Annotated in this window: 11 protein-coding genes and 1 tRNA gene; 3 read left to right on the top strand and 9 right to left on the bottom strand. The window is 65.9% G+C overall.

Annotated features, from left to right (window positions below):
* Window positions 1-14: 14 nt before the first annotated feature.
* From FW760_RS01800 to FW760_RS01770, 7 genes are all read right to left on the bottom strand, one after another.
* Entirely contained in the window at window positions 15-1,211 is a 1,197-nt protein-coding gene (locus tag FW760_RS01800; protein ID WP_116053703.1) for an NAD(P)/FAD-dependent oxidoreductase, read from the bottom strand.
* Window positions 1,212-1,244: 33 nt separating this feature from the next.
* The gene (locus tag FW760_RS01795; RefSeq protein ID WP_043864051.1) at window positions 1,245-2,057 is read right to left on the bottom strand and encodes an NAD-dependent epimerase/dehydratase family protein; all 813 of its coding nucleotides are present in this window, start codon (window positions 2,055-2,057) and stop codon (window positions 1,245-1,247) included.
* A 33-nt stretch (window positions 2,058-2,090) separates the two neighbouring features.
* Complete coding sequence (locus tag FW760_RS01790; protein ID WP_043864052.1) at window positions 2,091-3,293, bottom strand: aminotransferase class I/II-fold pyridoxal phosphate-dependent enzyme; 1,203 nt, start codon at window positions 3,291-3,293, stop codon at window positions 2,091-2,093.
* Between the two features lie 3 nt (window positions 3,294-3,296).
* Window positions 3,297-4,949, bottom strand: coding sequence for a hydantoinase B/oxoprolinase family protein (locus tag FW760_RS01785; RefSeq protein ID WP_236171901.1), 1,653 nt, complete (start codon window positions 4,947-4,949; stop codon window positions 3,297-3,299).
* A gap of 40 nt (window positions 4,950-4,989) precedes the next feature.
* Complete coding sequence (locus FW760_RS01780) at window positions 4,990-7,065, bottom strand: hydantoinase/oxoprolinase family protein (RefSeq protein ID WP_043864054.1); 2,076 nt, start codon at window positions 7,063-7,065, stop codon at window positions 4,990-4,992.
* A gap of 160 nt (window positions 7,066-7,225) precedes the next feature.
* A complete protein-coding gene (locus FW760_RS01775; RefSeq protein ID WP_116053700.1) occupies window positions 7,226-7,984 on the bottom strand; it encodes an SDR family oxidoreductase in 759 nt (252 codons plus the stop codon).
* Window positions 7,977-8,726 (bottom strand): SDR family NAD(P)-dependent oxidoreductase, encoded by a 750-nt coding sequence (locus FW760_RS01770; RefSeq protein WP_043864056.1) that lies wholly within the window; start codon window positions 8,724-8,726, stop codon window positions 7,977-7,979. The genes FW760_RS01775 and FW760_RS01770 overlap by 8 nt, the downstream gene beginning before the upstream one ends.
* A 97-nt stretch (window positions 8,727-8,823) precedes the next feature.
* Here FW760_RS01770 and FW760_RS01765 point away from each other — a divergent pair, with 97 nt between their 5' ends.
* Both FW760_RS01765 and FW760_RS01760 read left to right on the top strand, forming a co-directional pair.
* Window positions 8,824-9,426, top strand: coding sequence for a TetR/AcrR family transcriptional regulator (locus FW760_RS01765; protein WP_054914335.1), 603 nt, complete (start codon window positions 8,824-8,826; stop codon window positions 9,424-9,426).
* Window positions 9,427-9,431: 5 nt separating this feature from the next.
* A complete protein-coding gene (locus tag FW760_RS01760) occupies window positions 9,432-10,661 on the top strand; it encodes a DUF3422 domain-containing protein (RefSeq protein WP_446443535.1) in 1,230 nt (409 codons plus the stop codon).
* 154 nt (window positions 10,662-10,815) lie between these two features.
* Here the strand turns inward: FW760_RS01760 and FW760_RS01755 are convergent.
* Together FW760_RS01755 and FW760_RS01750 are read right to left on the bottom strand one after the other, a co-directional pair.
* Window positions 10,816-10,890 (bottom strand) — tRNA-Gln (locus FW760_RS01755).
* A gap of 124 nt (window positions 10,891-11,014) precedes the next feature.
* Entirely contained in the window at window positions 11,015-12,055 is a 1,041-nt protein-coding gene (locus FW760_RS01750; protein ID WP_253086961.1) for a GlxA family transcriptional regulator, read from the bottom strand.
* 176 nt (window positions 12,056-12,231) lie between these two features.
* On the opposite strand from FW760_RS01750, the gene FW760_RS01745 reads away from it, so the two are divergent.
* Window positions 12,232-14,022 (top strand): thiamine pyrophosphate-requiring protein, encoded by a 1,791-nt coding sequence (locus FW760_RS01745; RefSeq protein ID WP_054914333.1) that lies wholly within the window; start codon window positions 12,232-12,234, stop codon window positions 14,020-14,022.
* The last annotated feature ends 146 nt before the right edge of the window (window positions 14,023-14,168 follow it).

The raw sequence follows: 14,168 nt of genomic DNA, 5'->3' as shown, positions 1-14,168 counted from the left end.
ATCAGGCGGCGCGGTCAGATGACCGAGTCTTCCAGGAAAGGACGGTTCTCGATCACCCGTTGATAACTCAGGGCACTCAGGTCCAGGGTGCGGTAGCCCCCGTAGATGATCAGCTCGCTCAGGCCGCGGCCGATGGCCGGTGCCTGCTGCAGGCCGTGGCCACTGAAACCGTTGCAGAACAGGAAGTTGCGCACCTGGTCATGGGGGCCGACGATGGCGTTGTGGTCGAGCACGCAGAAGTCGTAGTGCCCGGCCCAGGAGTTGACCACCTTGATCGCCTCGAACGCCGGCACACGCTCGGCCAGCACCGGCCACACCTCTTCCTCGAACTCGTCGTGCATCACGTCGAAGTCGCTGAAATCCACCTCCGGGTCGTGGCGTGGGTAGGTGCCGCCCAGGTACAGGTGGCCTTCGGGGCGGAAGAACACCCCGGTGGGGTCGATGGTCAGCGGCACGGTGCCGGGCAGCGGCGTATGGCAGTCGAACACGAACAGCGAACGGCGCCGCGCCTCCACCGGAATGTCCAGCCCGGCCAGGCGCGCCACCTGGCGTCCACGGGTGCCGGCGGTGTTGACCAGTTGGCCACAGCCGATCAACTGGCCATCGCCCAGGCGCACACCGGTGATCACATCACCCTCGCGCAGCACCTGGACCACTTCGTTCTCGACATACTCCACGCCCAGGCTGCGGGCCTTTCTGCGAAAGCCGTTCATGATCCCGTAGTTGTCGAACCAGCCCTCGTCCTTCTCGCCATAGGTGCCGCCGGCCAGGCTGTCGGGGTTGACCCACGGGAAGCGGCGGATCAGCGCCTCGGTGTCCAGCAACGTGACGTCGGCACCGTTGTCCAGCTGGGTCTGGTGCAGACGCCTGAGCACGTCGAAGCCTTTCTGGTCGGCCAGGAACAGGTAGCCGTTCTCCTTGAAGGCCAGGTCGGGCCTGTCGCCATTGACCGCCATCAGTTCGGGGAAGTCGCGGATGAACTGCGCGCCAAAGCGCGAGATCTGGATGTTGATCGGGTTGGAGAACTGCACCCGGATAGAGCTGCTGGACAACGCCGTGGCCGATTGGGCATAGGTCCAGTCGCGCTCCACCACCAGCACCGAGCCGGTGAAGTCCGGGTTGCTGGCCAGAAAATACGCGGTGGCGCTGCCATTCACCGCACCGCCGACGATCACCACATCGTAATGCTGCTTTGTTGCTGTCGAAGCCATGGCTGGGGTCTCTTCAAAAGTGCTCGGAAAAGGTCATTTCGGGTCTTCGAAGTGGCCGGCGCCGGCGAAGTTGCCGCCGTGGTAGCGCGCCGCCGGCTCGTTCGGGTCCAGCGGCGGGTGCTCGGCCAGGACCTTCTCGCGGTAGTCGTCGGCGCTGTCCCTGGGCACGTAGCCGAGGGAGGACGCCAGGCGGTTGTCCCACAGGGTTTCGCGGTTGTCGGACATGCCGTACACGATCATGTGGCCGACCCGTGGCGCCAGCAGCGAGCGCTCGCACAGCTGCGCGAAGTCGGCGAACGACAGCCAGGTGGCGAGCATGCGCCGGTCCAGCGGCTCGGGGAACGAGGAGCCGATGCGCAGGTTCACCGACTCGATGGCGAACTTGTCCCAGTAGTAGCGGCCCAGGTCCTCGGCAAAGCACTTGCTCACCCCGTACAGGCTGTCGGGGCGGTGCGCTGCGCTGGCGTCGATGGTTTCGGTGCGGTCATAGAAGCCGATGGCGTGGTTGGAGCTGGTGTAGATCACGCGCTTGACGCCATGCTGGCGCGCCGCTTCATAGATGTTGTAGGTGCCCACGATGTTGCCGTTGAGGATCGCCGCGAAGGTGTCCTCCACCGGCACGCCGCCGGCATGGATGATGGCATCCACGCCCTCGGCCAGCGGCAGCACATCGGCCAGGTTGCCCAGGTCGCAGCGCACCAGCTCTTCGTGCGGCGCGGCGCTGCCCATGTCGGCGATATCGGTCAGGCGCAGCTCGTCGGCAAAGGCCTGCATGTGCTTGCGCAACACGCTGCCCAGGCGGCCGGCTGCACCGGTGATCAACAAACGTTTGAACGGCTTGCTCATGCTTGAAACCTCGTGAAAGTCGGTTTGTCGGTACTAGGCCAGCGCCGCGAACGCATCGCGCAGCTGCCCCAGGGCCTGCTCCAGCTCCTGGCGTGAGGTGGCGAACGACAGGCGAATGTAGGGTTCGAGGCCAAAGGCCGAGCCCGGCACCGTGGCCACCTTGCCCACCCGCAGCAGGTAGCTGGCAAGGTCGGCGTCGGTTTCGATCACCTGCCCGTCCGGTGTGCGCCTGCCGATGAACGCGGCGCATTGCGGGAAGGCATAGAACGCGCCCTCGGGCATCTGCAGGCTCAGCCCCTCGATGGCCGCCAGGCCCTCGACCACCAGCGCCCCTCGGGCCTGGTACTCGCGATTGGCCTGGCGCACGAAATCCTGCGGGCCGTTGAGCGCCGCAGCAGCCGCCAGTTGCGAAATGGTCGACGGGCAGGTGGTGGTCTGCGACTGGGTCTTGTTCATTGCCACGATCAGCTCGCGTGGCCCGGCCGCATAGCCCAGGCGGTAGCCGGTCATGGCGTAGGCCTTGGACACGCCGTTGATCAGCAGAGTGCGCTCGCGCAGGTGCGGGCAGGCGCTGACGAACGACACGAACGGCTGCCTGCCCAGCACGATGTGCTCGTAGATCTCGTCGGAGATCACCAGCACCCGGGGGTGGCGCTCCAGCACGGCGCCCAGGGCCGCGAACTCTTCACGGCTGTAGATCGCCCCGCAGGGGTTGTTCGGCGAGTTCAGCATCAACCAGCGGGTACGCGGGGTGATGGCGGCCTCAAGGCGCGCGGCATCCAGCTTGAAGCCGTGTTCGGCGCCGCACGGCACCACCTTCGGCACGCCGCCGTTGAGCATCGCCATGTCGGTGTACGACACCCAGTACGGCGCTGGCGTGAGCACTTCATCGCCCTGCTCCAGGGTGGCGAGAAACGCATTGAATAGCAGCTGCTTGGCGCCATTGCCCACGCAGATTTCGTCCAGTGCGTAGCGCAGGCCGTTTTCCCGCTCGAACTTGTCGACGATGGCCTGGCGCAGCACCTCCAGGCCATTGGGCGCGGTGTAGTGGTTGTTGCCCTCGAGCATCGCCTGGTGCGCGGCCTCGATCACGTGGGCCGGGGTATTGAAGTCCGGTTCGCCCAGGCTCAGGTTGATCACCGGCTCGCCCTTGGCCAGCATCTGCTTGGCCAGCACCGATACCGCCATGCTCGGCGAGCTTTTCACCGCCCGCACACGGGCACTCTGAAAGTCCATGGGTCAGCCCTCCTGGCCGGGTTCGAAAGCGTAGTCGTCGCGTGCCTGGCTGGCACTGATGTAGCCAAAACGCAGGTCGCGCGCCACCTCGTGGCGTGGCCGCTGGCGCGGGTCGCCGTAACCGCCGCCACCCGGCAGGCGCAGCACCAGGCGCCGATCGGCCGGCACGAACTGCTGGCCCTTGCCGCGCAGCAGGGTGCCGTCGTCCAGGCCCACGTAGCCCTGGGCCCCCTCCTTGCCCCCCTCGAGCCCACGCGCCGGGTACTGGATGCGGTCGAACATGGCGCTGAAGCGGAAGCTGTAGCCTTCGGCGGCCGACACCTCGATTTCCTGGCCCAGGCCGCCGCGCAGCAGGCCGGCACCGCCAGAGCCTTCGCGCAGTTCCTTGCGCCACACCACCACCGGGCCGGCCTGTTCGGTGGCTTCCACCGGCATGGTGTGCACGCCGCTGGGGAACGCGGTGGCGCTCAGGCCGTCCATGCCGGAGCGCGCGCCCATGCCGCCGCTGTTGAACATCAGCATCTCGGCGTTGCGCCCGGTCGGGTTGCTGTCCAGCGGACGCACGCTCAGGTGCAGGTTCCACAGTGCGCTGGCGCCCTCGGCCGGCACCTGGCCGGGCAGGCATTTGTGCAGCGCACCCAGCACCAGGTCGGGCACGAAGTGGCCCAGTACATGGCGTACCGATACCGGCGCCGGGTGCTTGGCATTGAGAATGCAGCCTTCGGGCGCAGTGACCGCAAAGGGCTCCAGCGAGGCGCTGTTGTTGGGGATCTCAGGCGCCACGATGCACTTGAGCCCGTAGCAGGCATAGGCCTTGGCGTAGCCCAGCGGCACGTTGATGCCGAACTGGCTCATGCCCGAGGTACCGCTGAAGTCGGTGAGAATGCCGTCCGGGCCCACCGTCAGGGTCACCGCCAGCGTCACCGGCACGTCGTAGCCGTCCAGGGTCATGCTGTTGTGGTAGGTGCCATGGGGCAGCGACTTGAAGCATTCCAGGGTGGCGCGGCGACTGTGCTCCAGGATGAACCCGCCGATGTGCTCCAGGTCGTCCAGGGCAAACTCGTCGAGCATGCTCAGCAGGCGTTTGTGCCCGGTCTCGTTGCAGGCCGACAGTGCGTAGAAGTCGCCGACCACGCGGTCGTTCTCGCGCACGTTGTTGCGCAGGATGTTGATCAGGTCGCGGTTCACCTGGCCGCGCTCGAACAGCTTCATGATCGGGATGAACAGGCCTTCCTCGTACACCTCGCGGGCATCCGGGCCGAAACCGCGCCCGCCGATGTCCACCACGTGGGCGGTACTGGCGAAGTAGCCGATCAGCCGGCCCTTGTAGAACGAGGGCGAGACGATGGTGATGTCGTGCAGGTGCCCGGTGCCCTTCCACGGGTCGTTGGTGACGTACACGTCGCCTTCGAAGATGTTGTCCGGGCCGATGTCGTTGATGAAGTGCACCACAGCCTCGGCCATGGTGTTGACGTGGCCGGGGGTGCCGGTGACGGCCTGGGCCAGCATGTTGCCGGCGCGGTCGAACACCCCGGCCGAGAGGTCGCCGGCTTCGCGCACGCTGGTGGAGAACGCGGTGCGGATCAGGGTCAGGGCCTGTTCTTCGACCACCGACACCAGGCGGTTCCACATCACCTGCATTTGAATATCGATCATTGTTTCGCTCATGGGTTATCGCCTTCCAAACGAATGCGGCTTAGCGCCGGACGACCAGCAGGCAGCCGTCGGGCTGGACCGTGGCGGTGAACGAGGACGACACGAAGGTCGAGGTTTCGCGCTCGGCGATGATCGCCGGGCCATCGATGCGCGCACCGGCCTGCAGCGCTTCGCGCTGGTAGATGCCGGCATCGACGAAACCGCCGGCGACCACGTCGAACACCTGGCGACGCGCCACTTCGTGGGCGCGGTGCGAGGCCTTGACCTGGCTGGCCAGCGCCACGGGCGGCAAGGGCGAACTGGCCTTGACCGACCAGCTGACGATCTCCACGTCCGGGCCTTCGATCGGGCGGCCGAAGAACACCGTGTAGGCCGCCTCGAACAGCGTCTTGAACTGCGCCGTGTCGCTGTTGCTGAAAGCCTTGAACGGCAGGCTCACGGGGATCTCCCAGCCCTGGCCGACGTAGCGCATGAACGCGGTGCACTCCATCTCCGGCTCGCCCTCGGGCATGCCCTGGCGCAGGAAGCCCAGAGCCTCGGCCTTCATGTCGTCGATCAGTGCATTGACCTGCCCCGCCTCGAACTCGGCCAGGCGCACGAAGGCGCTGCGTACCGCTTCATAGCCGAACGGCGCACGCAGAAAACCGATGGCCGACCCTACCCCGGCGCCGGCCGGCACCAGAAAGCGCGACACACCCATCTTTTCGCACAGACGCGCAGCGTGCAGCGGGCCACCGCCACCAAAGGTGATCATGGTGTAGTCGGCAATGTCCTTGCCGCTCTCCACCGCGTGCACACGGCCGGCGTTGGCCATGTTCTCGTCGACCACTTCGCAGATGCCGAAGGCGGCGGTGCGCGGGTCCATGCCCAGCGGCTGGCCGATCACCCGGTCCACCGCGCTGGCGGCGTTGTCGACCGACAGGCGCAGCGCGCCGCCGGCAAAATTGTCGGCATCCAGGCGGCCCAGCAGCAGGTTGGCATCGGTGATGGTCGGCTCAAGGCCACCGCGGTCATAGCAGGCCGGGCCCGGCTCGGACGCCGCGCTGTGCGGGCCCACACGAATCTGGCGCATGCTGTCGATGCTGGCGATGGAACCACCGCCGGCGCCGATCTCGACCATCTCCACCACCGGGATGGAAATCGGCATGCCGCTGCCCTTCTTGAAGCGGTAGGTGCGCGCCACTTCGAAGGTCTTGGCGGTCTTGGGCACCTGGTTCTCGATCAGGCAGATCTTGGCCGTGGTGCCGCCCATGTCGAATGACACCACCGCGTCGAGCGCGTATTTGCGTGCAATGTCGGCGGCGAAGATCGCCCCGCCCGCCGGGCCCGACTCCACCAGGCGCACCGGAAACTCGGCGGCGCTCTGCACCGAGATGATGCCGCCGCCGGAATGGATCATGAACACCGGGCAATCGGCGCCGGCGGCCTTGAGGGTGACCACCAGGCGGTCCAGGTACGACTTGATCAGGGGTTTGACGTAGGCGTTGGCGCACACGGTGTTGAAGCGTTCGAACTCGCGCATCTGCGGCGAGACTTCGCTGGAGATCGAAATCGACAGGTGTGGCAGGCGCGCCTGCAGGGCGTCGCGCAACAGGCGCTCGTGGGCACCATTGATGTAGCTGTGGATCAGGCCGATGGCCACGCTCTGGTAGTCACCCTCGCCGATGCGCTGCACCAGCGCGTCGATATCGGCCTGTTGCGGGGCGATCAGCACGTTGCCGCGTACGTCCAGGCGCTCGCGCAGGGTGTAGCGGTGCTCGCGCTCGATCAGCGGCGGTGGCAGCGCAATGTTGATGTCGTACTGCTCGAAGCGGTTTTCGGTGCGCATCTCCAGCGTGTCGCGAAAACCTTCGGTGGTGATGAACGCAGTGCGGGCGCCGCGGCGCTCGATCAGGGCATTGGTGGCCAGGGTGGTGCCGTGGATCAGTTGCTCGATATCCGACAGCTTCAGGCCTGCCGCGTCGACGACCGCCTGCACACCCGTGAGGATCGCACGCTCGGGCAATGCGTAGTCCGTCAGAATCTTGGTCGAGTGCAACACCCCGCCGACATCCAGCGCGATATCCGTAAAGGTCCCACCTATGTCCACGCCGACTCGGCATGCTGTAGCAGTCATCGTCGTTCCCCTGAATTCTTGTGCTTGTCACACCCGACTGGTTGGCGGGTTTAATGTAAGTTATATGTTGTCTTACAGGTGGTCAAGCACTAACACCACGCTTTTCCACCCTCGCCCGGGCTGGCGTGCCGATGCGCCGTGCGCACCGGCACCGCCTGCCTCAGCCGAGCGTCTTGACCATCCGCGCGCCGCCCACGGCCTGGGCCGTGGGGAACACCTCCAGACGCGAAACGTCCACCTGCTCGGGCAGGCGCAAGGCCGCCAGCAGCAGCTGGGCGATGTCCTCGGGCATGATCGAGGCGTAGCCGTCATACAGCTCGCTGCCCGCGGCCTGCATGCCCATGGCGGTGCGGTACAGCTGGGTCTGCACGCGACCCGGGGCGATTTCGGTCACCCGCACCCCGCTGCCCAGCAGGTCGCAGCGCAGCGCGTCGCAGAACAGGCTGATGCCGGCCTTCGACGAACCATACACCGCCGCCCCGGGGTGCGGCGCACGCCCGGCACTCGAGCCGATGAAGAACAGGTGGCCATGGCCGCGCTGCACCATGCCCGGCAGCACCTGACGGGTCAGGTGCAGGGGCGCCTTGAGGTTGATGTCGAGCATGGTGTCGATCTCGGCCGGGTCCATGTCCTGGAACGCGGCGCGGCTCGACAGCACCCCGGCATTGTTGACCAGCACGTCCACCGGGTACTGGCTCAGCACCTGGGCAAAGGCGTCGGCCTGGCGCACGTCGGCCTCCACCGTCACCACGCCCTGCTCCTGGCCCAACGCCTGCAGCGCCTCGCGGCTGCGGCCCACGGCAATCACCTGCAGGCCGGCATCGCGCAGGGCCAGTACGATGGCCTTGCCGATGCCGCTGGTGGCACCGGTCACCAGTGCACAGCGGTAGGACACCGGTAATGCGGCTGCTTCAGGCATAGATGTAACCCCCGCTGACAATCACGTTCTCACCCGTGGCATAGCTGTTGCGGCTGCTGCCCATCATCACGATCCATTCGGCGATCTCTGCAGGTTCCGCCGCGCGGCCCAGCGGGTTGGCGGCGGCCAGCTCGCCGAGAAAACCCAGCTGGCGGGCGCGCTCGGTGGCAAAGCCGGCCGGCGCCACCGAGTTGACCAGGATCTGGTCCTTGGCACAGGCCTGGGCGAAGGATTTGGTCAGGCTCACCACCGCCGCCTTGGTGGCGGCATAGTGGGCGTTCTGCGGGTGCGCCTTGAAGGCGTCCACCGAGGTCACGTTGACGATGCGCCCGGTCACCTGCGGCGCCGCGACGAAGCCCTGCATGTGGCGCACGGCGGCGACCATCATGTGGTAGGTGCCCTTGATGTTGACCGCGTTTTCCAGGTCCCACTCTTCGTCGGTGATCTCGAAGATGTCCTGGCGCGGGTAGATCGCCGCGCTGTTGACCAGGCAGTGCACACGCCCCAGTGCCTCGACGACCTGCCCGAAGGCTGCATGGGCGCTGGCCTGGCGCGAAATGTCCGCCGCCGCCGTGGCCACCTCGCAATCCAGGGCGCGCAAGGTGCTTGCCGCCTCGGCCATCAACTGCTCATTGCGATCGATCAAGCCGATTTTTCGTGCCCCACGCTTGACCATCAACCTGGCGGTCTCCAGGCCCAAACCCGAAGCCCCGCCAACGATTACGACCGTCTGACCTTCCATAACCACCTCCGCGCATTAGTCTTTACGTAAGATGCCTGTTGTCTTACATTTGGTCAAACCGAATTTGCCCCGCTCGATGCCCATACAGGACTGCGCCATGCCCGCTGCCGCTACTGCCTGCTCGCCCCGGGACCGCCTGCTCGACGCGGCCACCGAACTGTTCGCCACCCGCGGCTACCAGGCCATCGGCCTGCGCGACCTGGCCAGCCATCTGGGCCTGCGTGCCGGCTCGCTGTACCACCACATCGAGAACAAGCAGTGCCTGTTGTTCGAGCTGATCGAGTCGACCCTGGCCGACCTGGTGTTCGACACAAAACGCTGCATGAAAGGCGCCAGAACCCCCGAAGAACGCCTGCAGCGCTTCGTCCAGGCGTTTGTGCGGTTCAACCTGGCCCACGCCCATCGCGTGCAATTGGTGACTCGCGAGTACGTCAACCTGTCCCACGAACAGCAGTTGCAGATCGACGCGCTCAACCGCAGCCATGCGTCGATCCTGAGCGGCATCATTGCTAGCGAGTGTGCACGCGACGGGCGCCAGGGAGGCGCGATCGGCCTCGTCACCCATGCCGTCATCGGCATGCTGTACGGGCACGCGCAGTGGCGCGGGGTGCAGGTCAGCGAACAGGGCCTGACCCAGGCCCTGATCACCTTCGTCACGGGCATCATCGAAAGCGCCAAGAACAATTCCAACATGGCCTGATCTACATGCACCCACAGCGCAAGACCTTGCACAACGAGCTGCACGCCCGCCCCTCGCTGTACTTCGACGAGCCCGCCCACGTCTACCACCTGGCCTTTCTCAGCGACGACGCACGTTGCGAGGCGCTGCTGCAGCAGTGCTGCCCGGAGCCAGTGAGCCCCGGCGCCGTGCAGGGCATCACCCGACTGCAAGGCCACGCCCTGAAATGGGAACGGCACGCCGAGTTCGTCACCCTCACCCTGGTGGTCACCACCACCGAGCAGACGCCGGCCTGGCAGCCCCTGCCCGCGCTGCTGATGGACAGGATCGATGCCTTTTTGCCGTACCTGATCAATGCCGTGCAGATCATGGTGCACAACGACACGGCATTTGCCGGCGAGCTGTCGCGCTACGGTTTCAAGGACCCGTGCGGCTCGTGCATTGGCGGGGGCGATGCGCGGGTATGGAGCGATTTTCGCCTGGGCGAGGACGGCACCAACCGCTTCCTGTTCGTCAACAGGCGCCTCAATGCCTACCGCCAGGGCCGCATGATCCGGCGCCTGCTGGAGATCGAGACCTACCGCATGATGGCCTCGCTGTCGCTGGACACCGCCAAGGCCCTGAGCGTGGAGCTCAATGCCTACGACAGAACCCTGGTGAGCCTGTCCGAGCGCAACGCCGACCCGCAGCCGGGCAACGCCAAGGCACTGCTGGGCGACATTGCCGGGCTGTCGGCGCAGATGGTGCGCAGCGCCGCGAAGACCCGCCACCGCTTCAGCGCCACCCAAGCCTATGCGCAACTGGTGTTCGAGCGCCTGGGCGAGCTGCGCGAAAGCCACCTGGGCGATTGCCAGCGGTTGGGTATCTTCATCGAACGGCGCTTCAAGCCCACGGTGCGCTACTGCGCCGTGACCGAACAGCGCCTGGACCAGCTGGCCAAGAGCGTGGCCAACCTGGGCGACCTGCTGCAGGCACGGGTGCAGGTGGAAATGGAGGAGCAGAACGCGGAGATCCTCAAGAGCCTGAGCACCCGCGCCGACACCCAGATCAAGATCCAGCGCGCAGTGGAAGGGTTGTCGATCATCGCCATCACCTACTACCTGCTCAACCTGTTCAAGCTGATCTATTCAGGCCTGACGGTGATGGGGCTGCAGGTCAGCGCACGGGACGCACTGCTGGGCATGGCGCCGCTGGCCATCGGCGTGCTGGGGTTGATTCTGGTGCGGGTGCGCAAGGTCAAGCACAACGATCACTAGCCCTGCGGCCAGCGTTTGAACCTGCATTGCTTAAACCGAGCGCCATGGCCTGCATGCCTTGGCGCCGCTGGCCTGGCAGCGAAACGCAACACGAACGGAAGCCGATCGCAATCAAGCAGCTTTTGATAGTTGGGGAAGGTTGATACGAGAAAAATGGCAGGGGCGGCTGGATTCGAACCAACGCATGGCAGGATCAAAACCTGCTGCCTTACCGCTTGGCGACGCCCCTGTGATGCAACTGGAAGCCCATGAAAGGCCTCGGCAGGAATGAGCGGAAATGTACCAACTTTCGCTTCGCCAGGGAAGCCCCCAACGATAAAAAATAACCAAAAAACAGGTGGTTACCGCATGGCTTACGGCATATCCGGCTTTTGCGGCCCGTTCACGCAGCCAAATCGCGTCTCCTTCGACGGGCCGTACCCATAAAAAGAGGTGTAGCACTTGCTGAAATGGCTGGGCGAAACAAAGCCGCACGCCAGGGCCACATCGATCAATGCCAGGTCCGAGTGCTGCAACAACCGGCGACTCTCGGTAATGCGCAACTCCAGGTAGTAACGGACCGGCGTGGTCCCCAGCTGCGACTGGAACAGCCGCTCGATCTGACGCCGGGACAACCCCACATACTGCGCCAACTGCACCTGGCTCAGCGGCTCTTCAAGGTTGGCCCCCATCAGCTTGATCGCCTCGCGCAGCGGCGCACTCATGTTCTGGTGCACGGTCGGCTGCACCCGGCGAAAGCGCGAGGCCTCGTAGGCCAGGATATCGACCACGGCATCCACCAGGCCACGCCCATGACGCTGGCCGATCCATTCCAGCACCATGTTGAACGCCCCCGCCGGGCTGCCCGCCGTCAGGCGGTCTCGGTCCACCGTGTAGCTCTCCCCTGTCACCTGGCTATGCCTGGCCAGCTCGGCCAGCGCCGCACGGTTTTCCGGGTGCACCGCACACTGGTAGCCATCGAGCAGGCCGGCCTGGGCCAGAAACCAGGCACCATTCCACAGCCCCGCCAACGCCACCCCCACCTGCGCAGCCCGTTGCAGCAACAGCGCCAGCTCCGGCAGCGGGCGCAGCACGGTGCGCAGGCCACCACACACCACCAGCAGGTCCAGGCCTTCGAGCGTCTTCAGCCCCAGCGGGGCATCCGGGCAGATCACCAGCCCCAGGTCGCTGACCACCGAGGCACCGTCAAGGCTGAAGGTGGTGGTGGCGAAGGCATCGGCCTGGATCAGGTTGGCGGTGACCAGGGTATCGAGCGCCTGGGTGAAGGCCGGCAACGAAAAATGTTCGAGCAGCACAAAGCCCACCCGCGCCCGGGGCCCGCTGCCGTGACCCTGCCCGCCTACAAAACGCAGGTTCGAGCCCTGCAGGGCACCGCTGAACTGCCGCCGTTGCACCACGTTCTGCCTCTTCTGGTTGTTCTGGTAAAGCGTGCAGCGCACGCCGGGTGGCACGGCAATATGCCTTCAAATGCCCCCGCCGCGATAGTCGTCGCCACGCTCGACAGTTGAAACTTTCTGCGCGCGCGCCCGGTCCAGACCTCTGACTATCACTTGTAAACGTGAGGGATCGAATGACGACGACAGTGGGCGACTTCCTGGTTGAGCGGCTGTATCAATGGGGCGTGCGACGTATCTACGGCTACCCCGGCGATGGCATCAACGGCGTGTTCGGCGCGCTCGACCGGGCCCGGGGCAAGATCGAATTCATCCAGGCGCGGCACGAGGAAATGGCCGCGTTCATGGCCGCAGCCCATGCCAAGTTCACCGGCGAGCTGGGGGTGTGCATCGCCACCTCCGGCCCCGGCGCCTCGCACCTGCTCACCGGCCTCTACGATGCGCGCATGGACCACATGCCGGTGCTCGCCATCGTCGGCCAGCAGGCCCGCACCGCGCTGGGCGGCCATTACCAGCAGGAACTGGACCTGTTGTCGATGTTCAAGGACGTGGCCGGCGCCTTCGTGCAGCAGGCCTCCGAACCCTCCCAGGTACGCCACCTGATCGACCGTGCCGTGCGCACGGCGGTGGGCGAGCGCCGCGTCACGGCGGTGATCCTGCCCAACGACCTGCAGGATCTGCCCTATAAAGAACCCGCCCGTGCCCACGGCACCCTGCATTCGGGCGTCGGCTACAGCAAGCCCAGGGTGGTGCCCTACGAGGCCGACCTGCAGCGCGCCGCCGACATCCTCAATGCGGGCAAGAAGGTCGCCGTGCTGGTTGGTGCGGGCGCGCTGAACGCCACCGACGAGGTCATCGCCGTGGCCGAAAAACTCGGCGCCGGCGTGGCCAAGGCGCTGCTGGGCAAGGCCGCCCTGCCCGACGAACTGCCCTGGGTCACCGGCGCCATCGGCCTGCTCGGCACCGAGCCCAGCTACAAGCTGATGCAGGAGTGCGACACCCTGCTGATGATCGGCTCGGGCTTCCCCTACGCCGAGTTTCTGCCCAAGGAGGGCCAGGCCCGCGCGGTGCAGATCGACATCCAGCCCGACATGCTCAGCCTGCGCTACCCGATGGAGGTCAACCTGGTGGGCGATGCGGCCGAAACCCTGAGCGCCCTGCTGCCGCTGCTCGACAGCAAGACCAGCCGCAGCTGGCGCAAGAAGGTCGAAGGCTGGCGCGCCCGCTGGGACAAGACCCTGGAAAAACGCGCCCTGGTCAGCGCCAACCCGATCAACCCGCAGCGGGTGGTGCACGAGCTGTCCCCGCGGCTGCCCGACCAGGCCATCATCACCAGCGACTCGGGTTCGTGCGCCAACTGGTACGCCCGCGACCTGAAGATCCGCCGCGGCATGCAGTGCTCGCTGTCCGGCGGCCTGGCCTCGATGGGTGCGGCCGTGCCCTACGCCATCGCGGCCAAGTTCGCCCACCCCGAGCGCCCGGTGATCGCGCTGGTGGGCGACGGCGCCATGCAGATGAACAACATGGCCGAGCTGATCACCGTGGCCAAGTACTGGCGTCAGTGGCAGACCCCGAACTGGATCTGCGCGGTGTTCAACAACGAGGACCTCAACCAGGTCACCTGGGAGCAGCGGGTAATGGAGGGCGACCCCAAGTTCGAGGCGTCGCAGAACATTCCCGACGTGCCCTACCACCTGTTTGCCATCTCCATCGGGCTCAAGGGCATTTTCGTCGAGCGTGAAGAAGACGTTGCCGCCGCCTGGGAGCAGGCCCTGGCCAGCGACTGCCCGGTGCTGATCGAGTTCAAGACCGACCCCAACGTGGCGCCCCTCCCGCCGCACATCACCGTGCAACAGGCGAAGAACTTCGCCACCACCCTGCTCAAGGGCGACCCCGACGAAGCCGGCGTGATCACCCAGACCGCCAAGCAGGTGCTCAGCGCGGTGCTGCCCAAGCGCAAGCGCTGATTACATGCCCACGCCACTTCGCTGAGGCAGCGTGGGCAGTGTGCCTTCATCCAAACTGCATGATCCGGTGGCCGTTTCGGGCAATTTGCAAGCCTGACGCTGCCCATGCGCGGGCGACGCCGTTGATTCAGCGAGGTTTTTCCAGC

It is taken from the genome of Pseudomonas sp. 1176_21 (assembly GCF_052850635.1).
Note: the sequence above shows the minus strand (reverse complement) of the source record. Positions and strands in the feature narration are given on the sequence as shown.